The sequence below is a fragment of the Mesorhizobium sp. M1295 genome, assembly GCF_040318135.1.
Lineage (GTDB): Bacteria > Pseudomonadota > Alphaproteobacteria > Rhizobiales > Rhizobiaceae > Mesorhizobium.
Window position 1 is genome coordinate 359,319 of the sequence record NZ_JAMYLU010000002.1, and the last position, 24,139, is coordinate 383,457.

28 protein-coding genes and 1 tRNA gene are annotated in these 24,139 nt (G+C 61.2%); 17 read left to right on the top strand and 12 right to left on the bottom strand.

Annotated features, from left to right (window positions below):
- Window positions 1-22 precede the first annotated feature (22 nt).
- Entirely contained in the window at window positions 23-310 is a 288-nt protein-coding gene (locus NKH29_RS04825) for an ArsR/SmtB family transcription factor (RefSeq protein WP_023720972.1), read from the top strand.
- Window positions 311-457: 147 nt separating this feature from the next.
- Here NKH29_RS04825 and NKH29_RS04830 read toward each other — a convergent pair whose 3' ends face one another.
- Window positions 458-1,114, bottom strand: a complete 657-nt coding sequence (locus tag NKH29_RS04830; protein ID WP_352480879.1) for a glutathione S-transferase family protein — start codon at window positions 1,112-1,114, stop codon at window positions 458-460.
- 61 nt (window positions 1,115-1,175) lie between these two features.
- Window positions 1,176-2,042, bottom strand: coding sequence for an alpha/beta fold hydrolase (locus NKH29_RS04835; RefSeq protein ID WP_352999130.1), 867 nt, complete (start codon window positions 2,040-2,042; stop codon window positions 1,176-1,178).
- Window positions 2,043-2,139: 97 nt separating this feature from the next.
- On the opposite strand from NKH29_RS04835, the gene NKH29_RS04840 reads away from it, so the two are divergent.
- The 3 genes from NKH29_RS04840 to NKH29_RS04850 all read left to right on the top strand — a co-directional run bounded on the left by NKH29_RS04840 (window position 2,140) and on the right by NKH29_RS04850 (window position 3,503).
- Window positions 2,140-2,664: a winged helix-turn-helix transcriptional regulator gene (locus tag NKH29_RS04840; protein WP_352999131.1), complete on the top strand. Its 525-nt coding sequence runs from the start codon at window positions 2,140-2,142 to the stop codon at window positions 2,662-2,664.
- Window positions 2,665-2,740: 76 nt separating this feature from the next.
- The gene (locus tag NKH29_RS04845; protein ID WP_023720968.1) at window positions 2,741-2,971 is read left to right on the top strand and encodes a hypothetical protein; all 231 of its coding nucleotides are present in this window, start codon (window positions 2,741-2,743) and stop codon (window positions 2,969-2,971) included.
- A gap of 100 nt (window positions 2,972-3,071) precedes the next feature.
- The gene (locus tag NKH29_RS04850; protein WP_352999132.1) at window positions 3,072-3,503 is read left to right on the top strand and encodes a GlcG/HbpS family heme-binding protein; all 432 of its coding nucleotides are present in this window, start codon (window positions 3,072-3,074) and stop codon (window positions 3,501-3,503) included.
- A gap of 10 nt (window positions 3,504-3,513) precedes the next feature.
- On the opposite strand, the gene NKH29_RS04855 is transcribed toward NKH29_RS04850, so the two are convergent.
- The 3 genes from NKH29_RS04855 to NKH29_RS04865 all read right to left on the bottom strand — a co-directional run bounded on the left by NKH29_RS04855 (window position 3,514) and on the right by NKH29_RS04865 (window position 5,194).
- Window positions 3,514-3,915 carry a hypothetical protein gene (locus tag NKH29_RS04855; protein ID WP_023720966.1) on the bottom strand — a complete coding sequence of 134 codons (402 nt, stop codon included), beginning with the start codon at window positions 3,913-3,915 and terminating at the stop codon, window positions 3,514-3,516.
- Between the two features lie 198 nt (window positions 3,916-4,113).
- Complete coding sequence (rpmF, locus tag NKH29_RS04860) at window positions 4,114-4,296, bottom strand: 50S ribosomal protein L32 (RefSeq protein ID WP_006203806.1); 183 nt, start codon at window positions 4,294-4,296, stop codon at window positions 4,114-4,116.
- A 139-nt stretch (window positions 4,297-4,435) separates the two neighbouring features.
- A complete protein-coding gene (locus tag NKH29_RS04865; RefSeq protein WP_031194544.1) occupies window positions 4,436-5,194 on the bottom strand; it encodes a transglycosylase domain-containing protein in 759 nt (252 codons plus the stop codon).
- 79 nt (window positions 5,195-5,273) lie between these two features.
- On the opposite strand from NKH29_RS04865, the gene NKH29_RS04870 reads away from it, so the two are divergent.
- Entirely contained in the window at window positions 5,274-6,191 is a 918-nt protein-coding gene (locus NKH29_RS04870) for a polyprenyl synthetase family protein (RefSeq protein ID WP_352494184.1), read from the top strand.
- Window positions 6,192-6,369: 178 nt separating this feature from the next.
- Here NKH29_RS04870 and NKH29_RS04875 read toward each other — a convergent pair whose 3' ends face one another.
- The 3 genes from NKH29_RS04875 to tkt form a co-directional block, all read right to left on the bottom strand.
- On the bottom strand, window positions 6,370-8,259 hold the full coding sequence (locus NKH29_RS04875) for a potassium/proton antiporter (RefSeq protein WP_023720962.1): 1,890 nt from the start codon (window positions 8,257-8,259) through the stop codon (window positions 6,370-6,372).
- Window positions 8,260-8,477: 218 nt separating this feature from the next.
- Entirely contained in the window at window positions 8,478-9,488 is a 1,011-nt protein-coding gene (gap, locus tag NKH29_RS04880) for a type I glyceraldehyde-3-phosphate dehydrogenase (protein WP_023720961.1), read from the bottom strand.
- A 158-nt stretch (window positions 9,489-9,646) separates the two neighbouring features.
- Window positions 9,647-11,638 carry a transketolase gene (tkt, locus tag NKH29_RS04885; protein ID WP_352999134.1) on the bottom strand — a complete coding sequence of 664 codons (1,992 nt, stop codon included), beginning with the start codon at window positions 11,636-11,638 and terminating at the stop codon, window positions 9,647-9,649.
- A 260-nt stretch (window positions 11,639-11,898) separates the two neighbouring features.
- On the opposite strand from tkt, the gene NKH29_RS04890 reads away from it, so the two are divergent.
- The 4 genes from NKH29_RS04890 (at window position 11,899) to NKH29_RS04905 (ending at window position 14,400) form a co-directional block, all read left to right on the top strand.
- Window positions 11,899-12,171: a DUF4164 domain-containing protein gene (locus NKH29_RS04890; RefSeq protein WP_006200774.1), complete on the top strand. Its 273-nt coding sequence runs from the start codon at window positions 11,899-11,901 to the stop codon at window positions 12,169-12,171.
- A 4-nt stretch (window positions 12,172-12,175) separates the two neighbouring features.
- Window positions 12,176-12,541 carry a cell division protein ZapA gene (locus NKH29_RS04895; protein WP_292655609.1) on the top strand — a complete coding sequence of 122 codons (366 nt, stop codon included), beginning with the start codon at window positions 12,176-12,178 and terminating at the stop codon, window positions 12,539-12,541.
- 174 nt (window positions 12,542-12,715) lie between these two features.
- Entirely contained in the window at window positions 12,716-13,375 is a 660-nt protein-coding gene (locus NKH29_RS04900) for a peroxiredoxin (RefSeq protein ID WP_023720958.1), read from the top strand.
- A 152-nt stretch (window positions 13,376-13,527) separates the two neighbouring features.
- Window positions 13,528-14,400: an MBL fold metallo-hydrolase gene (locus tag NKH29_RS04905; protein ID WP_352999136.1), complete on the top strand. Its 873-nt coding sequence runs from the start codon at window positions 13,528-13,530 to the stop codon at window positions 14,398-14,400.
- A gap of 204 nt (window positions 14,401-14,604) precedes the next feature.
- On the opposite strand, the gene NKH29_RS04910 is transcribed toward NKH29_RS04905, so the two are convergent.
- From NKH29_RS04910 to NKH29_RS04920, 3 genes are all read right to left on the bottom strand, one after another.
- A complete protein-coding gene (locus tag NKH29_RS04910) occupies window positions 14,605-15,120 on the bottom strand; it encodes a hypothetical protein (protein WP_352480872.1) in 516 nt (171 codons plus the stop codon).
- Window positions 15,121-15,467: 347 nt separating this feature from the next.
- Window positions 15,468-16,379 (bottom strand): RNA polymerase sigma factor RpoH, encoded by a 912-nt coding sequence (gene rpoH, locus NKH29_RS04915; protein ID WP_023720954.1) that lies wholly within the window; start codon window positions 16,377-16,379, stop codon window positions 15,468-15,470.
- 187 nt (window positions 16,380-16,566) lie between these two features.
- Entirely contained in the window at window positions 16,567-17,607 is a 1,041-nt protein-coding gene (locus tag NKH29_RS04920; RefSeq protein ID WP_023720953.1) for an RluA family pseudouridine synthase, read from the bottom strand.
- A 26-nt stretch (window positions 17,608-17,633) separates the two neighbouring features.
- Between NKH29_RS04920 and NKH29_RS04925 the strand changes: the two genes are divergently transcribed.
- The 6 genes from NKH29_RS04925 (at window position 17,634) to NKH29_RS04950 (ending at window position 20,807) form a co-directional block, all read left to right on the top strand.
- Window positions 17,634-18,017, top strand: coding sequence for a fimbrial protein (locus NKH29_RS04925; RefSeq protein ID WP_352494185.1), 384 nt, complete (start codon window positions 17,634-17,636; stop codon window positions 18,015-18,017).
- Window positions 18,014-18,421 carry a VOC family protein gene (locus NKH29_RS04930; RefSeq protein WP_352999138.1) on the top strand — a complete coding sequence of 136 codons (408 nt, stop codon included), beginning with the start codon at window positions 18,014-18,016 and terminating at the stop codon, window positions 18,419-18,421. The genes NKH29_RS04925 and NKH29_RS04930 overlap by 4 nt, the downstream gene beginning before the upstream one ends.
- Before the next feature lie 90 nt (window positions 18,422-18,511).
- Window positions 18,512-18,586: transfer RNA gene (locus tag NKH29_RS04935), tRNA-Glu, on the top strand.
- 161 nt (window positions 18,587-18,747) lie between these two features.
- Complete coding sequence (locus NKH29_RS04940) at window positions 18,748-19,593, top strand: DUF4238 domain-containing protein (protein WP_352588427.1); 846 nt, start codon at window positions 18,748-18,750, stop codon at window positions 19,591-19,593.
- 97 nt (window positions 19,594-19,690) lie between these two features.
- Window positions 19,691-19,924, top strand: a complete 234-nt coding sequence (locus NKH29_RS04945) for a hypothetical protein (RefSeq protein WP_352494188.1) — start codon at window positions 19,691-19,693, stop codon at window positions 19,922-19,924.
- Window positions 19,925-20,168: 244 nt separating this feature from the next.
- Window positions 20,169-20,807 (top strand): glutathione S-transferase family protein, encoded by a 639-nt coding sequence (locus NKH29_RS04950; RefSeq protein ID WP_352588326.1) that lies wholly within the window; start codon window positions 20,169-20,171, stop codon window positions 20,805-20,807.
- 694 nt (window positions 20,808-21,501) lie between these two features.
- Here the strand turns inward: NKH29_RS04950 and NKH29_RS04955 are convergent.
- Window positions 21,502-22,569: an adenylate/guanylate cyclase domain-containing protein gene (locus NKH29_RS04955; RefSeq protein ID WP_352999139.1), complete on the bottom strand. Its 1,068-nt coding sequence runs from the start codon at window positions 22,567-22,569 to the stop codon at window positions 21,502-21,504.
- A 116-nt stretch (window positions 22,570-22,685) separates the two neighbouring features.
- On the opposite strand from NKH29_RS04955, the gene NKH29_RS04960 reads away from it, so the two are divergent.
- Both NKH29_RS04960 and NKH29_RS04965 read left to right on the top strand, forming a co-directional pair.
- Window positions 22,686-23,126 carry an SRPBCC family protein gene (locus NKH29_RS04960; RefSeq protein ID WP_023678521.1) on the top strand — a complete coding sequence of 147 codons (441 nt, stop codon included), beginning with the start codon at window positions 22,686-22,688 and terminating at the stop codon, window positions 23,124-23,126.
- A 418-nt stretch (window positions 23,127-23,544) separates the two neighbouring features.
- Window positions 23,545-24,126, top strand: a complete 582-nt coding sequence (locus NKH29_RS04965; protein ID WP_023720938.1) for a VOC family protein — start codon at window positions 23,545-23,547, stop codon at window positions 24,124-24,126.
- The last annotated feature ends 13 nt before the right edge of the window (window positions 24,127-24,139 follow it).

Below are 24,139 nucleotides of genomic sequence, written 5' to 3' on the forward strand. Positions count from 1 at the left end.
CGCTTTGCCCCACAAATAAGGCATGATGCTTTCCGACGCCTTCATGGCGATTGCCGATCCCAACCGGCGCTATCTCTTGGAAGAGCTCCGGCGCGGACCGAAGACCGTCAACGAACTGGCCTCTGGCTTGCCGGTGTCCCGCCCGGCCGTTTCGCAGCATCTGAAGGTGCTGCTTGATGCCGGGCTGGTCAACGCCAAGCCGGAAGGCACCAGGCGCGTCTATACGGTCAGCAATGCCGGCTTCCTAAAGCTCAACATCTGGCTCGACCAGTTCTGGGATGCAGAGCAGCTCGGTTCACCCGGAAGCTGAGAGGCGTCGTCCGCGCGTCGGGCAGCTCGTGCAGCCTCGGGCCTGGAGCAATTCCAGGAAAAGTGTGAAACGGTTTTCCGTCCGGAATTGCGCAAAAAACAAAAGGATCGAGCGGTTCGGCGTTTCCGTGAAACGATGAACCACTCTCTAGCCGTTGTTGTAGGGGAAGAGCTTGAAATAGGGCTGCGCTTCCTCGATCACACGGGCAACCGACGGGCGCCGCAGCAGCCGGTCGTGATAGCGCCTCACCGCAGGATATTTGTCGCCGAACGGCTCGACCTTGTTAGCGTAGAACAGCGCGGGGGCGGCGGCGCAGTCGGCCATGGTGAAGCTCCCGCCCACCGCCCATGTCCTCGACTGCATGTCCTGTTCGATGACGGCGTAGGAGCTGCGCAGCTGGGCGCGCGCCTGCTCGACGCCGAACGGATCGGTCTTGCCCTCCGGCCGCAGCCGGTCGCCGACGATCTTCTGCATCGGTTCCTGGACGTAGAAGTCATAGAAGCGGTCGGCGAGCCGGGTCTGGCGAGCGAGATCGACATCGGCGGGGATCAGTTCGGCCGGCCCAGGATAATACGCGTTGAGATATTCGATGACGATTGTCGATTCCGGCACGGTCCGATCCAGCGCTTCATCACGCAGTACCGGCATCTTGCCGAGCGGCCACAATTTCAGAAACGCCGCGCGCGACTGTTCATTGCCGAGATCGACGACAACGGATGTGAATGGCGTGCCGTTCTCATAGAGCGCGATCAGCGGCTTCCAGCAGAAGGAGGCCAGTGGATGAAGATGCATAGTCAGGGACATTGGTTGTCGTTCCTTGGGTGGTTCGTCTCGCGGAAATTCGGTGTTGAGGTCAGGCTTGGTACTATTTGGCTTGGCTGTGGGTGACGATGGCATCGATGATCGCGGCCCAGTCGTCGGGATGCAGCTCGTGGCCGCCGCTCTCGATCCGGACCAGCCTTGCGCCGGCGACCGCGTCGGCAAGAGCGGCGCCATGCTCGACTGGAAAGATCGGATCGTCGGTGCCGTGGATAACGAGGAGCGGGATCTTCATCTCGTGCAGCCGCCCCGTCCAGTCCTGGCCGCTCCGATCTTCGCCGCTCCCATCTTCGCCGCTCTTGAGCATGAAATGATTGGTGGCGCTTAGAAAGCCGCCGGACCGGTCGTAATCCTGTTCGACGAAAGCCCGCGTGCGCTGCTCGTCGAATGAGCGTGCGGTGCCGGTGAGCGCATACGCGTCCTTGACGATGAAATCGACCGCCTGGCCACGGTCAGACCAGTCGACCTTCGCGCCTTCGGCCGAATGTTTCCTGTAGGCCTCGGTGGTTCCGGGCAGATGCGACGTATTGATGCCCAAGGGCGAGCTGCTGATCACCGTAAGCGAAGTGACACGCGACGGGTATTTCAACGCAACGAGCTGCGCAATCACGCCGCCCATCGACATGCCGACCACGTGCGCCTTTCGGATTCCCTGGTCGTCAAGGACGCGGATGGCATCGTCCGCCATGTCGTCGAATGTATAAGGCGGCTCGCCCGGCGCGTATTTGGTCGAACGGCCGGTATCGCGATTGTCATAGCGGATCACGAAGCGACCCTCGCCGGCCAGCTTTCGGCAAAACGCTTCCGGCCACCAGAGCATGGAAGCCATGGCGCCCATGATCAACAATACCGCCGGATGTGCCGGATCGCCGAACGGCTGGGATACGATTTCGGGGTGTTCGGCGTTTCTCATGGCTTTCCTCCTCGGGCCGCAAATCCGATTGCAATTTGCAATCGGTTGCACGATATTAAAACCGATACGATAATGCAACCGGTTTTTGGAGATTCGCATGAACATTGATCGCCGGTCCGGATGTCCGATCAACCTGTCGCTCGAAGTGTTCGGCGATCGGTGGAGCCTGATCATCCTTCGCGACATCATCTTCGGCGGCAGACGCCACTTTCGCGAACTGCTCAATGGCTCGATGGAGGGCATCGCCTCCAACATCCTCGCCGACCGGCTGAAGCGGCTGATGGAGCTCGGCATGCTGACCAAGGCGGACGATCCCTCCCACAAGCAAAAGGCGATCTACGGCCTGACCGAAATGGCGATTACGCTGGTGCCGATCCTGGCGCATCTCGGCGCCTGGGGCCGCGTCTGGCTGCCGGTCAGCGAAGATCTCTCTATCCGTGCCGAGCTTCTGGAAAAAGGCGGCCCGCCGATGTGGGATAAGTTTATGAACGAGTTGCGCCACGAGCATCTGGGTGCGTCTGCCGCCCCATCTGGACCCACCGTGCGCGCGACCTTGCAGGCCGCATACGATGCGGTGATCGCCCGCAATGCGGAGCGAGTCGGGTGCGATCCGGCGCCATGACCAACTTATTTTCCCAATTGCGGGCTGGCTCTGCTATCAAGGGACTGAAGATAATTTACCGGATTGGATAACGCTCTTGGTCGAGAACTCTAAGGACACTGCCCGTGCGCGGGCCGATTTGCGTTTCAAGAAACAGGAAGAGGCAGCCACGGTGCGCCAGAAGGCCATGGCGGAATATGTCGCCGAGAGCGACGCTCGCCAGGCCAAAACCAACAAGCTGCGGGCGCTGCGCCTCGCCAAGGAAGCGGAAGACCTGGCCAATGCGCCTCCGGCGCCGGTGAAGAAGTCCCGCGCCAAGAAGAAATAAGCCGGCGCTCCTTGGATCGCATTGCTTCGTTTCGTACGCGGAACAGTTTTCACCGCGATCTGTTCTGCCGGTTGATAACTGGCGCGTTTAGGAGGCGGCCATGACCGCACTGACGCTCGACAAAGCCCTTGAGATCATCGCCGCCGCCTTTGCCAAGGGTGCCGAGCTCGAGCTCAGGCCGCTTGGCGTCTCGGTGCTCGATGCCGGCGCCCATCTGGTCTCGTTCCAGCGTCAGGACGGCGCCTCGTTCCTGCGTCCGCAAATGTCGGCCGGCAAGGCCTATGGCGCGCTCGCTATCGGCATGGGCTCGCGCCGGGTGGAGGCTTTCGCCAAGGAGCGCCCGCATCTGATAGCCGGCGTCTCCGACGTGTCGGGCGGACGCGTCCTGCCGGTCGTCGGCGGCGTGCTGATCCGCGATAAGGCTGGCACGATCATCGGCGCCGTCGGCATTTCCGGCGATACGTCGGACAATGATGAAACGGCAGCCATCGCTGGCATCGAGGCGGCTGGCTTCACCGCCGACCCGGGCTGAGCCGGAATCCTTAATTCATGTTGATGTCGCGGCTGGCCGACCGCATCGACACCGAAAAGCCGGCCAGCACGTCGATCAGTGCTATGACCATCAGTGTGAAGAAAACGGAATGGGCGGCGCCCTTCACCAGCAGGAATTCGACCAGATAGGCCACAAAGACGAAGGTCGACAAAAGGTGGTCCATGATCGAGGCATTTGTCGTTCGCGTCGACTTCACCACTTCGACGAACAAGAAGATCAATGCGATCAGCACGATGAGATCGCCGAGGGTCATCGAGAACACCCCGCCCGACATCATCCGGACCGAAAACATTTCGGTCGCCCACGGGTCGTCGCCGCTGCCGAATATTCCCAGAAGCCCGAGATTGTAGAGAATGAAAGGCACGATCAGCAGCGGAATGGCACCGAACATGTGGCGGCTCCGGTTGGACTGATCTTTGTAGAGTGCGCCCGGCGTTCGCCGTCAAGAATTTTCGTGCGGCCCATAAACACGGACAAAGACGGCGTGAAACAACAATGTCAGCCCCGGTCGACACGATCAGTTGTCGACGAACGCAAAAAGACCGGCCAGTGGCCGGTCTTTTGCAATAATAAACCGTCGAAAGCTGTCTCAGCTTTCCTTCGGCTCCAGCACCTGGCGACCGCGATACATGCCGGTCTTCAGGTCGATATGGTGCGGACGGCGCATCTCGCCGGAGTTCTTGTCCTCGACATAGGTCGGGGCCTTCAGTGCGTCGGCGGAACGGCGCATGCCGCGCTTCGACGGAGAGGTTTTTCGTTTCGGAACGGCCATGGATATGCTCCACTACATGGTCAAAACGCCCCGGCGGCCCTCGTGAAAGGGCCACGTCAGGGGCCGGAATCTGAGAAAGTCGGCTGCCTATACACGCCCGATGGCGTTTTGGCCAGCGTCGCGGTGTTTTTTTTTGACACTATCGCAGGCAGCCGACATAGGCGCCGGCGCGGCCCGCGCGCCGTTCGATCAACGCGGCAAGCCGCCTCAGTCCCGGCCCGGGCTTCGCCGGATTGCGCACGATCGGGTTCGGCAAGGTGACGGCAAGCAGCGCTGCCTGTCGGCGCGACAGCTGTTTTGCCGAGACGCCGAAATGATGTTGGGCGGCGGCCTCGATGCCGTAGATGCCCGGTCCCCATTCGGCGATGTTGAGGTAGATCTCCATGATCCGCCGTTTCGACAGCACCGCATCGAAATAGACGGCCAGCGGCAGTTCGACGACCTTACGGACCGAGCCCAACGGCCGCGACCATAGATAAAGGTTCTTTACCGTCTGCATGGTGATGGTCGAGGCGCCACGCGTCATCTCGCCGGCGAGCGCATCGTCGACGACGCCGCGCAACTCACCTAGATCTACGCCGCGATGGAAACAGAACTGCCCGTCCTCCGACATGATGACCGAATATGCCAGCACCGGCGCCACATCATCGATAGAAACCCAGCGCCGATCGTAGCCGGAAAACGTCGCGAGGTCCTTCAGCATCAATGTCGAAACCGGGTGCACGAATGACGGCAGGTACAGAAAGGTCAGAACCACCGGCATCAGCGCCAGCACGATGGCGACAGCGATGCCGCGCCGGACCCAGCGTTGAAGACCGATGCGGCTGCCGCGTCTCGGTCTCGCCATGTCCAACCCTTCGGTTTCGTGATCGACGATCGGTTCCGCCAAGCCACCCAATCCGCGCTACTCCCTGCCCCCGGCATAATGGCGCTTGGCTTCTTGCGCAACGTCTGAGTGTCGGCTACCGCTCCCGACCATGACGAAAGACGACCAAATGGCGTTCGAGGCTGCACTTATTGCCCGGGCAGTTCCGCTCGAGGCGCTGCTGAGGCGGTTGCTCGACGGACGCACGCTTTCAGGCGAGATCGCGCGGCCGGAACGCCTGATGGCCGCGATGCGACATGGCGTTCTGAACGGCGGCAAACGACTGCGCCCCTTCCTGGTCATGGAAAGTTCTGCACTGTTTTCAGCCGACGTCGAGCCGGCGCTGCGCGTCGCGGCAGCGCTCGAATGCGTGCACTGCTATTCGCTCATCCATGACGATCTGCCGGCCATGGACGATGACGATATGCGCCGTGGCCAGCCGACCGTGCACAGGGCTTTCGATGAAGCGACAGCCATTCTTGCCGGCGACGCCTTGTTGACGCTTGCCTTCGACATCCTTGCCGACGAGGCGACAATGCTGCCGGCCGAGCGCAGGGCAGCGCTGGTGCTGGCATTGGCCCGCGCCGCAGGGGCCGGCAGCATGGTCGGCGGCCAGATGCTCGATCTCGAGGCCGAACAAAGCCGGCCGGACGAGGCTGGCATCATCCGGCTTCAGGCGATGAAAACCGGTGCGCTGATCCGCTTTGCCTGCGAAGCGGGCGCCATCGTTGCCGGCGCGCCGTCGGGCGACCGCGAAAGGCTGGCCGAGTTCGGCTCGGCGATCGGGCTTGCCTTTCAGCTTGCCGACGATCTGCTCGACCTGACCGCCGACGCGCATCAGATGGGCAAGGCAACCGGCAAGGATGCCGCGGCCGGCAAGGCGACGCTGGTCGCGCTGCACGGACCGGACTGGGCGCGGGACCAGCTCCATGGCCTCGTCGACCAAGCTCATGCGCTGCTCGAGCCCTATGGCGAACAAGCCGCGCTTCTGAAACAAGCGGCGCAGTTCGTTGCGGCCCGCAACAATTAAGCTGCCCCCTATGGCGCACCGTACAGCCACGGAGGATTGGCGACTGTTCGGCCAGATGCCCTCGCAGCCGGCCGATCGGGATGATTTCCGGCAATGTCGGACCACATGGACTCGCCACTCCAGTTGCCGAACCATTCTTCAGCCTCGCGGCAGGGCTCCGCGGCTCGGGTCGACGCGGTCAGCCTTCGCCAGTTGTCTTTTCCACCACGGGCTGCGGAACCGGTTCCATTTCGGCCACCGCCTCGACCGCTCGCGCTTCGGCCGGCTTGCGCCGGTTGCGGATAAAGGCGGCGATACGGTCGCGGATTTCGCCGGCGCTGAGGAACACCGGAACGCGTGCCACCGGCGCGGTCGGCTCGAAGGATAGGCCAAGGCCGGTGATCCTGCCCTTGTCGTCGACGTCGCGGACGATCAGCTCGATCGGACCGAGCAGCACGCGGTCGGCATATTCGGCGTGGCCGCCGAGCCGCGCCGTGACCAGATCGCCAATGGTGAGCTTGCGTTCCGCTTCGGTCAGGCCCGGCGCGTAGGCGGTCTCCAGTTCCTCGGCGGAGCGTGACGGATCGACGGCAAAGGCGCCGAAGAAATCCGCATCCTCGGGATCGACCACGGCACGGCTGGCGAACAGCTTGTCGAGCAGGCGCGGATAGCGGTCCGGCACGAAGATGTAGACATGATCGCCGGCCGCCAGCCGGCCCATATCCTGGAAGCGCATCGAGCGTCCGTCTCGCAGCACAAGCGACGGCCGCGCCCAGCGCGGAATGCGTTCGCCGCGCGCCACCGGGCTGCCGGGTGCCACGCGGTAGGCAAGAAGCTCATGATGGGCGGAGCCCGGCAGTTCCAATTCGACCTTGTCGAGCGGTCCCAGGCGGGCCGGCACGATAAGGCCGAGGCGGCGCGCCAGCGGCCCGACGGTCCATCCCTGGATGACCAGAGAGACCAGCACGATGATGAAGGCGGTGTTGAAGATGAGGCGGCCGTTCTCAAGACCGCCGAGCAGCGGCGTGATAGCAAGCAGGATCGACACGGCGCCACGCAGGCCAACCCATGAGACAAAGGCGACTTCCGGGCGTGGCAGACGGAACGGCACCAGGCATAGCCAGACGGCGACTGGCCGTGCGACAAATATCAGGAACAGTCCGAGCAGCACCGCCGGCACCAGGATCGCCGGAAATTGCGAAGGCGTCGCGAACAGGCCGAGGATCAGGAACATGATGATCTGCGCCAACCACGACATCCCGTCCTGAAAGCGCTTGAGGATGGTGACAGCCCGGATATCGGAATTGCCGGCGATCAGGCCCGCGAGATAGACCGCCAGGAAGCCGGAGCCGCCGACGGCGCCGGCGGCGGCAAACACCATCAGCGACAGCGTCAGCACGAAGATCGGCAGCAGGCCGTGATCTAGATTGAGGCGATCGACAAGGCGCACGATGGCCATGCCGCCGAGAATACCGATGACCGCACCGAGCCCCATGTTGACAAGGAAACCGACGGCAAGATCGGTAACCAGCACCTTGGCCTCGGGGTGGGTGTTGGCGGCGATGACCTCGACCAGCGTGATGGTCAGGAAGATGGCGATCGGGTCATTGGTGCCGGATTCCACCTCGAGCGTCGAACGCACGCGCTCGCGCAAATTGATCTCGCCGGCGCGCAGCAGGAAGAACACCGCCGCGGCGTCGGTCGAGGCGACGGCGGCACCGAGCAGGAAGGATTCCAGCCATGTCAGGTCGAGCAAATAATAGGCGGCGGCCCCGAACAGGCCAGTGGTCAAAAGGACGCCGAAGGTCGCCAGCGACAGCGCCGGCCCGGCCGCCTGCCGCAAGGCATTGAGCGGCGTGCCGAAGCCGGAATCGAAAAGGATCACCGCCAGCGCCAATGAGCCGGCAAAATAGGCAAATCGGGCATTGTCGAAATGGATTCCGAGACCGTCGGTTCCGGTGGCAAGGCCGATGCAGAGAAACAGCAGCAGGAGAGGGGCGCCGAAACGGAAGGCGATCAGGCTCGAAAACGCGGCGGCAACGACAAGTGCTGCGCCAACGAGCGTCACCAGATAGATACCATGCTCCATTCGTTGGTCGCCCCTAGTCGATATGCTCCGGCATCACGGGAGAGTGGGGCGAAGACATGGCCGCTGCAAGGCAGCAGCGCGGCTTTTCGCCCTACGCTGCCGATAGTCGAATGTTTTGGCACCTCCGAGCAGCGGAGGCTGCCTCGGGGGGGCGTGCTGCAACGAAAAACGCCCGGACTGAGCCGGGCGTTGTCCAAGTCGAGAAGATGGTTCTGCGATCAGGCGATGGTCTTGCCGAAGGCGACAGCGGTGTCGCCCATGCGGTTGGAGAAGCCCCACTCATTGTCGTACCAGGCCAGCACCGAAACGAAATTGCCGTCCATGACCTTGGTCTGGTCGAGCGCCACGATCGAGGAGTGCGGATCGTGGTTGAAGTCGATAGAAACATTGGGATGACGAGTGACGGCAAGGATGTCCTTCAGCTTGCCGTTCGAAGCCGCGATTACCGCGTCGTTGATTTCCTGGACGGTGGTCGACCGCTTGGCGATGAACTTGAAATCGACCAGCGAGACGTTCGGGGTCGGCACGCGGATGGAGATGCCGTCGAGCTTGCCCTTGAGCTCGGGCAGTACCAGGCCGATGGCCTTGGCGGCACCGGTCGAGGTCGGAATCTGCGAAAGCGCGGCGGCGCGGGCGCGGTAGAGGTCCTTGTGCATGGTGTCCAGCGTCGGCTGGTCGCCAGTATAGGAGTGGATCGTCGTCATCATGCCCTTCTCGATGCCGACGGCCTCATTCAGCACGGCCGCCAGCGGCGCCAAGCAGTTGGTGGTGCAGGAGGCGTTCGAGATGACGATGTGGTCCTTGGTCAGCTTGTCGTGATTGATGCCATAGACGACGGTGAGGTCGGCCCCCTCCGCCGGAGCGGAGACGAGAACGCGCTTGGCACCGGCGGTCAGATGGGCGGCGGCCTTGTCGCGGGCGGTGAAGATGCCGGTGCATTCGAGCGCGATGTCGATGCCGAGTTCCTTCCACGGCAGTTGCGTCGGATCCTTGATCGCGGTGACCTTGAATTTTTCCTTGCCGACGATGATCTGATCGCCGTCAACCGTCACCTCATGCGGAAAGCGGCCATGCACGCTGTCGAAGCGCAGCAGATGCGCGTTGGTCTCGACCGGGCCGAGATCGTTGACGGCGACGACGTCGATATCCTTGCGGCCGGATTCGTGGATGGCGCGCAGGATGTTGCGGCCGATGCGGCCGAATCCATTGATGGCAACTCTGACGGTCATTGTTCTCTCCCTGGGAGTTGGGGGCCGAAGATCAAGTCCGCAGCTTCATAACGGCGGACGGGCAAAGAATCCAGCCGCCGAGGCTCGGATTTAAATCGATTAGTGCTCCGCCGGCCGGCAAAACCGCTATGCCAGCCTTTGCGGATCGGGGCTTAATTTCATTTGCCGTGCAGACGGGCTTCCGCCGCCTTCACCGTTGCTTCGGCGGTGATGCCGAAATGCGGATAGAGCTGTTCGATCGTGCCGGAGGCGCCGAAGCCGGTCATACCGATAAAGATGCCTTCGGTGCCGATGAAATAATCCCAGCCCTGACGGATGCCGGCTTCGATGGCAATCTTGAGCGGCGCATTGCCGATCATCCTGCTGCGATAGTCGGCGCTCTGCTTGTCGAACAATTCGAAGCACGGCACCGAGACGACGCGGGTAGCATGGCCGTGCTTTTCCAGCGCCTCGCGCGCGGCCAGCGCGATCTCGACCTCGGAGCCCGAAGCGAAGATCGTCACCGCCGCCTCGCCACTTGCGGCGGCAAGTTCATAGGCGCCGCGGCTGGAGAGGTTTTCCGCAACGAAGTCGTTGCGTACCGTCGGCAGGTTCTGCCGGGTCAGCGCCAAAGTCGAAGGCGTCTTTTCCGATTCAATGGCCAGCTGCCAGCATTCCGCGGTTTCCACCGCGTCGGCCGGGCGGAAGACATTGTGGTTCGGGATGGCGCGAAGTGCTGCCAGATGCTCGACCGGCTGATGGGTCGGGCCGTCTTCGCCAAGGCCGATGGAATCATGGGTCATGACGAAGATCGAGCGGATGCCCATCAACGAGGCAAGCCGCATCGCCGGACGGGCATAATCGGAAAAGCACATGAAGGTGCCGCCATAGGCGATAATGCCGCCATGCAGCGTCAGCCCGTTGAGCGCGGCCGCCATGCCGTGCTCGCGAATGCCGTAGTGGACATAGCGCTGGCCGTAATCGTCGGCAGTGATGTTCTTGGTCTGGCTGGTCTTGGTGTTGTTGGAGCCGGTCAAATCGGCCGAGCCACCGATGGTTTCGGGCACGGCGCCGTTGATGACCTCCAGCGCCATTTCCGACGATTTGCGGGTGGCGACCTTCGGCTTGTCGGCGGCGAGCTTCTTCTTGTAATCGCCAATGACAGCATCGAAGTTGGCCGGCAGCGTGCCACCGATGCGGCGTTCGAATTCGCCGCGCAATTTGGCGTCGGCCTTGGCAAGGCGGCTTTCCCAGTCGGTGCGCGCCTTGACGCCGGCCCGGCCGGCGGTACGCCATGCGTCGAGGATATCGGCCGGAACCTCGAACGGCGGATAATCCCAGCCGAAGAATTTTCTGGCGCCGGCGATTTCCTCGGCGCCGAGCGGCGAGCCATGCGCCTTGTTGGTGCCGGCCTTGGTCGGCGCGCCGAAGCCGATCGTCGTCTTGCAGGCAATCATCGTCGGCTTGTCGGAGTGGCGGGCCGCTTCAATGGCATAGGTGATCGCTTCCGGGTCCTGGCCGTCGATATGGCTGGCGTTCCAGCCGGACGCCTGGAAGCGGGCGACCTGATCGGTGTTGTCGGCCAGCGACACCGGGCCGTCGATGGAGATGTTGTTGTTGTCCCAGAAGACGATCAGCTTGTTCAGCTTCAGATGTCCGGCAAGCGCGATGGCTTCCTGGGACACGCCTTCCATCAGGCAGCCGTCACCGGCCAGCACATAGGTGTAGTGGTCGACGAGATCGTTGCCGAAAGCGGCATTCATGATGCGCTCGCCGAGCGCGAAACCGACCGAATTGGCAAGGCCCTGGCCGAGTGGGCCCGTCGTCGTCTCGATGCCGGCGGCATGGCCGTATTCCGGGTGCCCCGCGGTCCTCGACCCCAATTGGCGGAACTGCTTGATCTGGTCGATGGTGATGTCTTCGTAGCCGGTCAGATAGAGCAGCGAGTAAAGCAGCATCGAGCCGTGGCCGGCCGACAGGATAAAGCGGTCGCGATCCGGCCAATGCGGGTTCTTCGGATCGTATTTGAGAAAGCGGGTGAACAGCACGGTGGCGATGTCGGCACAGCCCATGGGCAGCCCGGGGTGGCCGGAGTTTGCCTTCTCGACGGCGTCCATGGCGAGAAAACGGATCGCATTGGCCATCCGGTCATGTTGTTCGCGCGAGGTCATGCTTCCTCCAAAATGGGGGTTTGGGCTTTGGGAAAGCCCTTGAAAAGGGTGCGCGACACATAGCAGGCGCGGCCTTTTAGTCAACAAATCGGTGTGCTTTTGCCGGTCTTGTGATGGCCATGCACCACTTACATTAGCGTTAGCAGGGGACAGTCGCGATCGCTTTATTGACGTGCGGTTCACACGGCGCGTAATGTTTCAGGGATAACGCGTTCTGAACGTGGATGATTCGGTGATGGGCAGGGCGCAGGACGAAAGCCATGACCGGGGAAACGACCCTCAAGGAAGTCATTGCCAGGCTGGGTAAGGCCATCGAAGGGCTGGAAAACGCCGTCGCGGCCAAGCTCGAGCACGAGCGGGACTATTCGGAAGCCGAGGCCGAAGTGCAGCGGATGAACGCCGACCGCTCGCGGCTGGCGCAGGAACTCGACAATTCCGAGGCCCGCGCCGAACGGCTGGAAGATGCCAACAAGGAAGTGTCGCGAAGGCTGGTGACAGCCATGGAGACCATCCGCGCGGTACTGGACAGGTAGGCCAATGGCACAAGTCACGGTTTCCATCGACGGCAAGCAGTATCGGATGGCCTGCGACGAGGGCCAGGAAGAGCATCTGATCGATCTTGCCGAGCGCTTCGACCGCTATGTCTCGCATTTGAAGGATTCTTTTGGCGAGATCGGCGACCAGAGGCTGACCGTGATGGCCGGCATCATGGTCATGGACGAGCTTTCAGAACTGCAAAAGCGGGTCAAGGGCATGGAAAGCGAAGTGCTGACGCTGCGCAAGACGCGCGACGACGCACTGACCAAGGCCGACAAGAACGATTCCGTGCTGACCGGGGCGCTCGGCGCGTTGGCCCAGCGCATGGAAGACCTGGCGACGACGTTAGCAGTGAGCAAGGCCTGAGCCAGCGCAGCGAAAATTCCTGCTGCATTTGCCGAGAAGCAATGAAAATATTTCGCCGCCGGCCTCGATGCCGGCGCAACAGCCGTTTGAAGGATGACGCCGGAGTGGTAGAAAGGCAAAAGCAGCGCCGGTCAACGCCGGCTGCGATCTGCACTCACAAGGTAGGGACATGTCATGAGCCTCCGCATCAACGATATCGCGCCGGACTTCACCGCTGAGACCACGCAAGGACCGATCAGCTTCCATGAATGGATCGGCGACGGCTGGGCGGTATTGTTCAGCCATCCGAAGAACTTTACGCCGGTTTGCACAACCGAACTCGGCACGATGGCCGGGCTCGAAGGCGAGTTCAGGAAGCGCAACGTTAAGATCATCGGCATCTCGGTCGATCCCGTCGAAAGCCATGGAAAGTGGCAGAACGACATCAAGACGGCGACCGGCCATTCGGTGAACTACCCGCTGATCGGCGACAAGGATCTCAAGGTCGCCAAGCTTTACGAGATGCTGCCGGCGGGTGCCGGCGAGAGCTCCGAGGGCCGCACGCCCGCCGACAATGCCACGGTGCGTTCGGTCTACGTCATCGGGCCCGACAAGAAGATCAAGCTGGTCCTCACCTATCCGATGACGACGGGCCGCAACTTCGACGAAATCCTGCGCGCCATCGATTCCATGCAACTGACCGCCAAGCACCAGGTGGCGACGCCGGCGAACTGGAAGCAGGGCGAGGACGTCATCATCACCGCTGCTGTCTCGAATGAGGATGCCATCAAGCGCTTCGGCGCCTACGAGACAATCCTGCCATATCTCAGGAAAACCAAGCAGCCTTCCGCCTGAGCAGGCAGAGGCGGCACGGAGAAATTTTTGGTTTTCCTAGCCGTGTGAGCACGGGGTGCTTGACGACGCCTGGTTGACGGACAACCATGCCTTTCATTTGCCGTGGCTGAGAAAATCATTCCTGCCACGGTGAGAGATCAAGGGGGCTGGGATTGGACGCATTATCGGCTAGGTCGCAGGTCACCGGCTTCTATGACAAGCCGAGCGGGTCCGTCCAGTATGTGGTCGCCGACATGGCGACCCGCAAATGCGCCATCATCGATCCGGTGCTCGACTTCGACGAAAGGTCCGGTGCAACGGCAACGAAAAACGCCGACGCCCTGCTCGACTTCGTCAGGGAAAGCGGGCTGGAGGTCGAGTGGATCCTCGACACGCATCCGCATGCCGACCATTTGTCCGCCGTCCATTATCTGAGGGGGAGAACCGGAGCGCCGACGGCAATCGGCGAGAGGATCATCGACGTCCAGAAATTGTGGAAGGTGATCTACAACTGGCCGGAATTCCCCGCCGACGGTTCGCAATGGGACAGGCTGTTCGCCGACGGCGCGACTTTTTCGGTCGGCTGCCTTCCGGCAAGAGTGCTGTTTTCGCCGGGCCACACCCTGGCCTCGATTACTTACGTCATCGGCGACGCCGCCTTCATCCACGACACGCTGTTCATGCCGGACAGCGGCACCGCAAGGGCAGACTTTCCCGGCGGCAGCGCCGAGCGGCTCTGGCGTTCGATCGAGGACATCCTGGCACTGCCGGACGAGACACGTCTGTTCGTCGGTCACGACTACCAGCCGGGTGACCGCGAAGCGCGCTGGGAAAGCACGGTCGCGGAACAGAAAGGCGGCAACATCCATGTTGCCGGCTGCAAGACGGAAGCCGACTTCGTCGCGCTCCGCCAAGCCCGCGACAGGACGTTGCCGATGCCGCGGCTGATCCTGCACGCGCTGCAGGTCAATATGAATGGCGGACGCCTGCCGGAACCGGAATCCAACGGGCGGCGCTATCTGAAATTTCCGCTCGATTGCCTCTGAGGAGATGGGTCGCTGGCACTACAAATGCCATTTCAAACTCGGCGCCCGCTCATCGTTCCGAGATGGTCATCTAAGTTATTGATTAAGTTATTGATCCTGATTCGATTTTTGCGATGTGTGAATCCGATAGGTCGCCATACGGGAGAAGGTGGCGGCAGCCGGATGAGGAGCGGCGCAGACGCCAGCTAAGTGTTTAGTCCAGCGTCAGGGTTTTGTTCGGCGGGCTAAATGTTCATACGTGATTTGCCAAGGATCGCTCTCGGAAGATCTTTCCTCGCCAATCCAATGGAAGCTGTTGGCAGTGATCTCAGTGAAACGCCATCGAGTTTTCAGACCGCGCGAGTCATTGCCGAGCTGGACAATGTCCTTACCCTCGGCCCGGCCGATCTGGCGCGAGTGATCCCGGTTGAGCGGGTCGTTCCATATGATATGCCAGCCATCGATCCCAGGATCGAAGATGCGCAAGGTTGTGCCATACATCGTCGACGGCGCAGGGCGCTTGGGCCTGATCCAAACGTCCTGAATCGCGCGGCCTTCGAGCACCCAGCCAAAATGGCATTCGCCATCCCATTTCTGGATTGTCCCGTCATCGAGGTAGTGGACCGTGTCCATTTCCCAGCTTCCAATTAGCCATCCATACAGGTCCATGTCTTTCGCTCGGTCGGCTGGGGGACCTTCGGATCCGAGAGCGGTCAGAAACGGAGAAATCGTCATCGTCATATCGCCTTTCGTTTCCGAACAGACGAGTTCAACTGCCCGGCGCGGCCCGGCGGCCCGTTGTCGCCCGCCTGCCGCAAGCGCCGCCTTGTGGAATTTTGCAACGGAAGCCCGTGTCGGCGCCGGAACATTGCCGCCACAGCTTGCAGCGTTGCGGTTTCCAGGGCTTGGGGAAAATTGCGGTAATGCCGCTATCGATGAGATCGTCTGCGGACACGATGGCGAGGCTACTGAGCAGTTTGTGGCAGTGGATCGGACATCCGCGAAGGCGCCGCGGAACTGGCAACCCTCTAAAATACAGGCGGCGCCAGTTACGTGGCGCCGCCGTTATTTGTTTCTATCGGGAGGCTTTACGCCGCCGGCTGCGCCTCGATGGTGCGAAGCGCCTGCATCTGGCGCTTGGCCGCGGCCTTGACCGCGTCCTGCACCTTCTCGAATGCGCGCACCTCGATCTGGCGCACGCGCTCGCGGCTGATATCGAACTCGGCCGACAGCTCTTCCAGCGTCAACGGCTCATCGGCGAGGCGGCGCGCCTCGAAGATGCGGCGTTCGCGGTCGTTGAGCACGGCAAGAGCGCCCGACAGCATGCCGCGCCGGTTTTCCAGCTCGTCCTGCTCGATCAGCATCTCTTCCTGGCTTTCGTGGTCGTCGACCAGCCAGTCCTGCCATTCGCCGGATTCGCCTTCGCTTGCCCGGATGGGCGCATTGAGCGAGGCGTCGCCCGACAGACGACGGTTCATCGACACGACTTCCGCTTCCGAGACGTTCAGCCGGGTGGCGATCTCGGTGATCTGGTCGGGCTTCAAATCGCCTTCGTCGAGCGCCTGGATCTTGCCCTTCACCTTGCGCAGGTTGAAGAACAGGCGCTTCTGGTTGGCGGTGGTGCCCATCTTAACCAGGCTCCACGAGCGCAGGATGTATTCCTGGATCGAGGCCTTGATCCACCACATCGCATAGGTGGCGAGACGGAAGCCGCGCTCCGGTTCGAATTTCTTGACGGCCTGCATCAGGCCGACATTGCCTTCCGAGATCACCTCGCCGATCGGCAGGCCGTAGCCGCGATAGCCCATGGCGATCTTGGCGACGAGCCGAAGGTGGCTGGTGACGAGCTTGTGCGCAGCCGTGGTGTCCTCATGCTCGGCGTAGCGCTTGGCGAGCATGTACTCTTCCTGCGGCTGAAGCATCGGAAAACGGCGGATTTCTTCCAGGTAGCGGCTGAGGCCGCCTTCGCCGGAAACGATACTGGGTAGTGACTGGGCCATTATAGCGCCCCCTCTCTATTGGAGTGATGCCCCCGAAACGCGGCAGGCATGTGGCGCGAATGCCAAAGGCACATTCGCGCCAACCGACATATATAGGAACAAAACCAGAAAGACAGGCATTTGTTCAACACGAAACAGTGTGTCACGCTGAAGTGAACAACGCCGGTCAGGTTTTCAGGTGGTTGGTTCAAAGCTTGCGGAAGCCGTCGACGAGGTTCTCCATGTCCCACGGTATCGGTGCTTCGAACCTCATCGTTAAATGGGTATCCGGATGCCGAAATGCAAGGAGGCGGGCGTGCAACGCTTGTCGCGGAAATGCTTTCACTTTGCTGGTTAGCGGCGCAGGCAACCGGTTGGCCTTGGTGCGGAAAGCCTGGCCGTATTCGGGGTCGCCAATCACCGGATGGCCGATATGGGCCATGTGGACGCGTATCTGGTGGGTGCGACCGGTTTCCAGCCGGCATTCGACCAGGCTCGCCGTGGCGAATTCCTGCTGCTGCTCGCCAAAGCGCTCAATGACGGTGAAATGCGTTATGGCGTGGCGGGCATCGTCGCGGCCTTGCGGCACCACGGCGCGGCGTACCCGGTCGGCGGCGCGGCCGAGCGGCGCGTCGACCATCCCCGTCGGCCTTGCCGGTATGCCCCAGACCAACGCCAGATAGGCGCGCTCGAGATCGCCGGTCAGGCCGTGGTCGGCAAAGGCCTCCGACAACGCCTTGTGGGCGCGATCGGTCTTGGCGACGACCATGACGCCACTGGTCTCCTTGTCGAGGCGATGGACGATGCCCGGCCGTCTCACCCCGCCGATGCCCGACAGGCTGTTGCCGCAATGATGGATCAGCGCGTTGACCAGCGTGCCGGTCCAGTTGCCGGCGCCGGGATGCACGACCAACCCGGCCGGCTTGTTGATGACGATCAGCTCGCTGTCCTCGTAGAGGACATCCAGCGCAATATCTTCGCCTTGCGGCTCCGCCGGTTCCGGCTCCGGCATGTCGACCGACACGCTGTCACCTTGTGCCATCTTGCGCTTCGTCTCGCTGGCTGGCCTGCCGCCGATCCTGACCGCGCCCTGCTTTATCAGCATCTGCACCCGGCTGCGCGACATGTCGGGGCCGAGCCTGGCCGCCAGCCATTGGTCGAGCCGTTGGCCGGCCGCATCGGCGCCGGCCTCCAGCACGATCTGTCTGGCCCCTATTAATTGTCTGACCTCTTCGTTATGAGCGCTCATCGAAAACAGTTCCGGAATCTGCTGCCATGGCCCAGCCGCTTGCCGACGAAGACGAGGAAAAGCCGCTCGACCCCGAGGTCGAAAAGGTGCGGAGGAAGCTCGTCCGCTTCGTCGCCATCAATCTCGGCCTGCTGTTCCTCGCCCTTATGGTGGTGATCGCGGCGCTTGTCTACAAAGCGCGCAATGCACCGCCTGCCGCCCCGCCGTTGACGAGCGACATCCAGGTGTCGGCAGGCGAGCCGGTCAGTGGCGACATCGTGCTGCCGGTCGGCGCCAGGGTGGTCAGCCAATCGCTCTCGGGCAATCGCCTGTCGATCGACGCCGAGTTGGCCGACGGCAGCCGCGCCATTTTCGTCTACGACACCACTGAGCGCCGCATCGTCGGCCGCTTTTCGATCAGGAACAAATGACCGGTTTTGCCGAACACCGCAGCATTGCCACGGTCGCGCTCGTCGTCGCAAATTATGACGAGGCGATCTCCTGGTATGTCGACCGGCTGGGTTTTGTCCTCACCGAAGATGTCGATCTCGGCGGCGGCAAACGCTGGGTCACGATCACGCCGGGCAACGGGCAGGGCGCGCGGCTGCTTCTCGCCGAGGCATCCGGCGATGCGCAAAGGCACGCCGTCGGCAACCAGGCCGGCGGGCGGGTTTTTTTGTTCCTCGAAACCGACGATTTTGCCCGTGACCATGCGCTGATGCTCGAAAAGGGCGTCGAATTCCGTGAGGCGCCCCGGCACGAGACCTATGGCACTGTGGCGGTTTTCGCTGATCTCTACGGCAATCTCTGGGACCTGATCGAGCCAAAACGCTAGGCTTGCAGCGGATATTTCACCGGCGCGACAGGCAGCCTTAAGCCTAGTTGCTTTTTCCCAGCCGTCAGCCTATATCGCCGGTTCTTGAACGCGCCCATCGTCTAGCGGTCAGGACACCGCCCTCTCACGGCGGGAACAGGGGTTCGATTCCCCTTGGGCGTACCAATCGTTTCAACTACTTAGCGGGCCGGCAGGTAAAACCGTCAAATAACGGTCAAATAAGCCATTCGTAGGATCCATTTTTGAGGTGCCTAGAGCGCCGTGAGCCGCGCCGCTTGGCAAGCAGTTGAGCAAAACCGTTGAGCAAGGATGGGGACCATCACTATGTGCCGCAGTTTCACCTCCGGCGGTGGGCCGACACTGCTGGCTATGTGACACAATGGGGCAGAATCAAGCACAATGGAAAACTGACTAGAAAGGGGGTAGCTCCTGCTGCCACCGGATACGTCCCAGGTCTTTACGCTTTGGAGCACGTCCCCGCGGACAAGGTCCACCTTGTGGAAGAACGGGTTTTCGGTTTCGTAGACGACAAAGCAGCACCCATCCTCGAGAAGATGGTCGTTCGAGGGGCAAAATCGCTCTCCATTGAAGAACGATACTGGTGGGCGATCTATCTGAACGCGGCGCTGCTGCGTGTCCCTCATGTTGTCGCGTCGATATCAAAGCGCATTGAAGAGATGCAGCAAAAAATACTTTCGGAACCCGATGCAGACTTCGACGCTGCAAAAGGGTCCGCACCCGAACGAAACCTACTCGAATGGGCTCAGAATCACGCACCTAGTGCATTGGCCAATTCTGGCATGGAAACCTTGTCCAAGATGATCGGCGAGAGCCGGCCAATTGAGCGCCTGCTTTCCTTCTGGTGGACAGTACGCGACGTCAGCAATTCAAGTCGGCCTCTCATGCTCGGCGACGACCCACTTGAACGCATTGGAGACCTCTACCGTCCGAAATGTCTCATAAATCTCCCCATCTCCCCTGGTCACGCCTTTTTCGCAACAAACGCGCGGTCAATCGCAGAAAACATCGCTAAGATGCCCGATAGGCGCGTGGTAGACGCCACGAACATCTCCACCATCTCCACAGCGAAGAAATTTGTGTATGGCGACGCAGAGCCCAGCTTCGTCGATCGTTACCTAACAAGAACGGAGTCGTCCTCACACTTGGTCTAACTCCCTTCGCGGGGAGGCGGCAAACCGTTGAGGGGCGCTTGCGCGCCCGGCAGAGCTGCGTCACTTTCAGCCGAAAGGCAGCGAGGAAGGAGACCCGATGGCCGCAACGAAAGACCAGTGGAAGGCTTTCCGCGAAGAACTTAGCCAGCAGCTCGAAGAGGAGCGCCGGTTCATCACCAATGCCGAAGCAGGGAAAACGGGCATTTGGACTGTTCAGCCAGGCAAGGGAAAAGTCGATACCACGGCTGCTCATGTTGAGATATCGAGGCGCGCAGTCCAGGCTCTTGAGGGGGTAATTGCCAAGATCGATCAGGACCATCTGGCAGAATAACTCTTGCGGTCGAATTAGGAATATGGTCCTCATTTGCGCCGGTGCGGCGATCCACTTAACGGAGATCGCAAAATGGCCAGAACCAAACCATCCAAGCAACTTGCACAGGCCGAGATCGACCGCTTCATGGCGGCTGCGGAAGAGCTTGAGGCCGTAGCGTTGGAAGTACGCTAAACAACAGCAAGACGTCGTTGGCAACTTAGTACAGATTGAAACAGGTAAGATGCGGTTTTCGGAGGAATTGATGCATTACACACTTCATGCTGCGCCAGGCTCTTGCTCTTTTGCACCTCACATCGTCATGGAGGAGATTGGAAGGCCCTATTCGCTGGCGTTGATGTCGCCAGGTCATCCCGAAGCCAAGACCGACGAATTTCACCGCTTAAACCCGAAAGGGCGAATCCCTGTTCTCATTGCCGACAATTTCACTCTCACTGAAGCGCCGGCAATCTTATTTCACCTGGGCCTGACGAATCCAGACGCGCGGCTCCTGGGAGCGAATGCAGAAAACATCATCCGTTCCATCGAATGGTTTAACTGGCTATCGAGTGCGGTTCACGCGGTCGCCGTCCGAATGATCTGGCGCGCCGACTTTTTCTTACCGGATCAATCGATGTACGAGCCCTTGGTTCATAAAGGAAAGGAGCACTTGGCTTCCGCGTTTGCGCTTATAGAATCCAAGTTGACGGATCGAGATTGGGCCGTAGGAGAGTCCTATTCAATAGTTGATCCGTATTTGCTCGTATTCTACAGGTGGGGAAATCGCATGGCCGTAGACATGCGAAATACCTACCCCGCTTGGACCTCTCATGCACGTCGGTTGGAGGAGCGAGCGGCTGTGCAACGAGCCTTAACGCAAGAGGGAATATCCCTCTGGGAGTAGCTGTCGCGTTGCCGAATCCAAAAATTCGCAAGACCATCGATCCTACGCGGTCGTACTTAAATGTCTGGTAGCGTTGTTTAGCGGGAAACCAACGCTACGGCCTCAGCTTCACAAGAGCATTGTCCGGCCGCTGCTATCGCCTACCTGCGACCATTATCGGGCGCTTCGAGCGGTCCATGAACCCTGTTGAAATCGGTGAAGGACATTACCGGCAAGGATGCAGCTTTCATCCGATGGCACGGCTCGGGGCCAGCGATAGCGGCAGCGGGGAAGCGCCTCATTGCCACCTTAACGCCACCCATGTTGTTCTCCTTCCCTGAAATATAGCTCAAGTATCCCGGCCCCGAAACGGGGGCGACATATGTGAGTATTGGGTCCTCAGGAAACAAGATGGCGTCGTCCGTGTCGACTATCCGTTCCGTGACGCTGCCCGCCGCATGTCCGATGCCTGATTGGCGAGGATTCGGGCTTCCGTCCGTTTGAAGCTGTCCGGCTGATTTGACTCAGCGCACTATCCACGGCCCCGGCGACGCGATCGGCAAGCATGCCGACGGCATGGCTGGGCTCTAAACGCGCCATACTCCAGTTGCAGTATCGTAGCTTCTTTGCCGTTCGAATTTCTCTCAGTCATGGCTTCGCACGATACCAAGATATGCTGCGAACGACACATCCACGGCGGGCTCAACCATTCGATCTATTCCGGCAAGCCGAAAAGTGTTTGCGCGCCTGCTATTCCTCCGAGCGGATGACTGCCCATGGCGATCATCGGCTCGGTAGTTTCTGCCTCGAACACTGTCGACGCGAGCACCGTCCGTCCCAACGGCTTGCACAGCCCTTCGATGCGGCTGACAAGATTTACAGCCTTGCCGATCGCGGTGAAGTCCAACCTGCCGGCAGTGCCGATGTTCCCCCAGAGTATCTCGCCGACATGCAGGCCAATGCCATATCCGAGCTCAGGGCCGCCATTGCGGCGCCGAGTTTGGTTGAGATGATCTATCCCGGCGCGCGTGGCCTTCACGGCGCGTACCGCAGCGTCACATGCGGCATTTGCATCGCGCTCGCCAATCGGGAAAATCGCGAGGACGCCATCACCTATAAACTTGAGAACCTCACCACCAAATGCGTGCACCGCGCCCGCGACGCAATCGAACCAGGCATCAAGTACCAATACGATCTCGTCTGCATCATGAACCTCGGATAGATCGGTGAAACCTCGAAGGTCCGCGCACAGAAGCGCAGCCCGTATCGTCTCTCCCTTTACTCGACGAGAATGACCGTTGAGCACATGTGCTGCACTGCGCTTTCCCAAATATGCTTCGAGCAATGCGCGTTTCGCGGACCGTTCTGCGAGTGCGGTCATCGGAGCCGCAGCAAACCGGGAGATTTGCCGCAGCAGCTCTGACTGCGCCTCATCCGGAGTATGATCGAACGCCCACACCAAAGTCGGTGCGACACCGCCCGCTCGCTCGTCGAACACCATCGCCCGCGTCGTGCCAAGCCACTCCCGCAGCACGAGCCGGGGATCGGCACTCTGGCGGTCGGCGCCTATGCCCAAAGCCTCGACCACTTCATTCCCAGGCGCTCGCCAGAGCCAGATGCGGCGTGAAATGATCGGGTCGGGAGCATCCTGCGCCAGCGCGCCGGCGATGATCGGCAGGCCGTCTTCCATCAAATGCGTTGAGAGCTGCAATAGAAGTCGCCCACCGTCGCCAATATGCGCGGCGTCGTCCAGAAGGAATGAAAGCGAGTTTGCGAGAAGCATCGGCAGAAGGTCACTCGGCACAGGCTTATGCTTACGCCTCGAACATCTTCTTGCAACTCCCCACATTCGCTTCAATCATGCACGGTATTCGATGCGGATGTGACCTGGAGTGAGCGATGGCGGAATCGGTTTACACAGAGATTGAGGTCGCCGCGCCACAAGCGACCGTGTTCGCGCTTTTGACGGATCCGGACCAGATCGTGCGATGGATCGGGACCGAAGCGAATTTGGATGCATCGCCGGGCGGTCTGTTCCTCGTCAATGTCGGTGGTCGCCATATGGCCCGCGGTGAGTTCACCGAGGTGATCCCGGTCCACCGTCTTGCCTACAGTTTTGGCTGGGAAGACAACGAGACCGTGCCGCCCGGCTCCAGCCATGTCGAGATCGACCTGATCGCGAGGGATGCGGGGACACTGATCCGCTTCACGCACAGCGGACTGCCGAACGCAAAGGAGCGTGACAGCCACCGAAGGGGATGGGAGCACTACCTCTCACGGCTGAAGATCACTGCCGATGGGGGACATGTCGATCCCGACGTGCCGATGAAGAATATGTGATTTTCATCTAAGGGCCGCGGATGCCCGTAATCCGAACCAGGCGCGGCATGCGTCAACGAGGCCTCTTTGACCTGCCGTCGCCAAACCGGCCGCTCGGGAAACCCAGCGACCTGCGGGCTGCCGCACCATTACAGCTGCCGGCGACGGATCGTTTCGGCGAGCTCGGCGAAGGCGTCCGCGATCCCGGTGCCGCTCTTGGCGCCTGCGTGGAGTTCTTGAAACTCAGCGCTTCTGGCGCAACGCCTCGGATTGAATTAGCATCCGTTCATCAAAGCTCCGGCCGCACTCCTGCAGGATGCGGAATGCGGAGCGCAGGCGAGCGAGGCCGGGCGCGGTCACATGCCGGGCGCTGATCCAAGCGCGACTGGGCATCCGAACTTCCGTTCGGCGGCAAGACGGCGTGGCCGGGAGGAGTCAGATGCAGAAGCTGCAATCACAAGGCGTCCATCACATCACGCTGGTCGGCGCCGATCGCCAGAGCTCCATCGATTTCTGGGAAGGCGTGCTCGGCATGCCTTTCATCTTCGAGCAGCCCAACCTCGACAAAGCCAGCGAAAGCCATCTTTATTTCGATCCGGGCGACGGCCGGCTGATCACCGTCTTCACCGACGAGAGCCGCACGCCGGTCAAGCGGCGCACGCCAACCGATACGGGCTGCGTCCATCACATCGCTTTCGCGGTGTCGCGCGTCACCTTTTTGCAGGCGGTCGGCCGGCTCGACGAGCGCGCCATCAAGCACAGCGGCGTCAAGGATCGCGGCTTCATGGACTCGATCTACTTCGAGGATCCGCTCGGCCTGCTGATCGAGCTCGCCTCCTACCGTTTCGAGCCGCCGGCGGGCTTCACCCATGCCGACGTGTTGATGCAGGCGCACAAGATCCGCGTCGCGCGCGGCGACTACGCAATAGCCGAGGTGCATCTCGCCGACGCGATCCAGGCGCTTGTCGAGCGCTCCCGCGCGACCTTGTCGGAAGACCGCGCTCCGAAAGATCCATACTGACGACAGGCCAAAC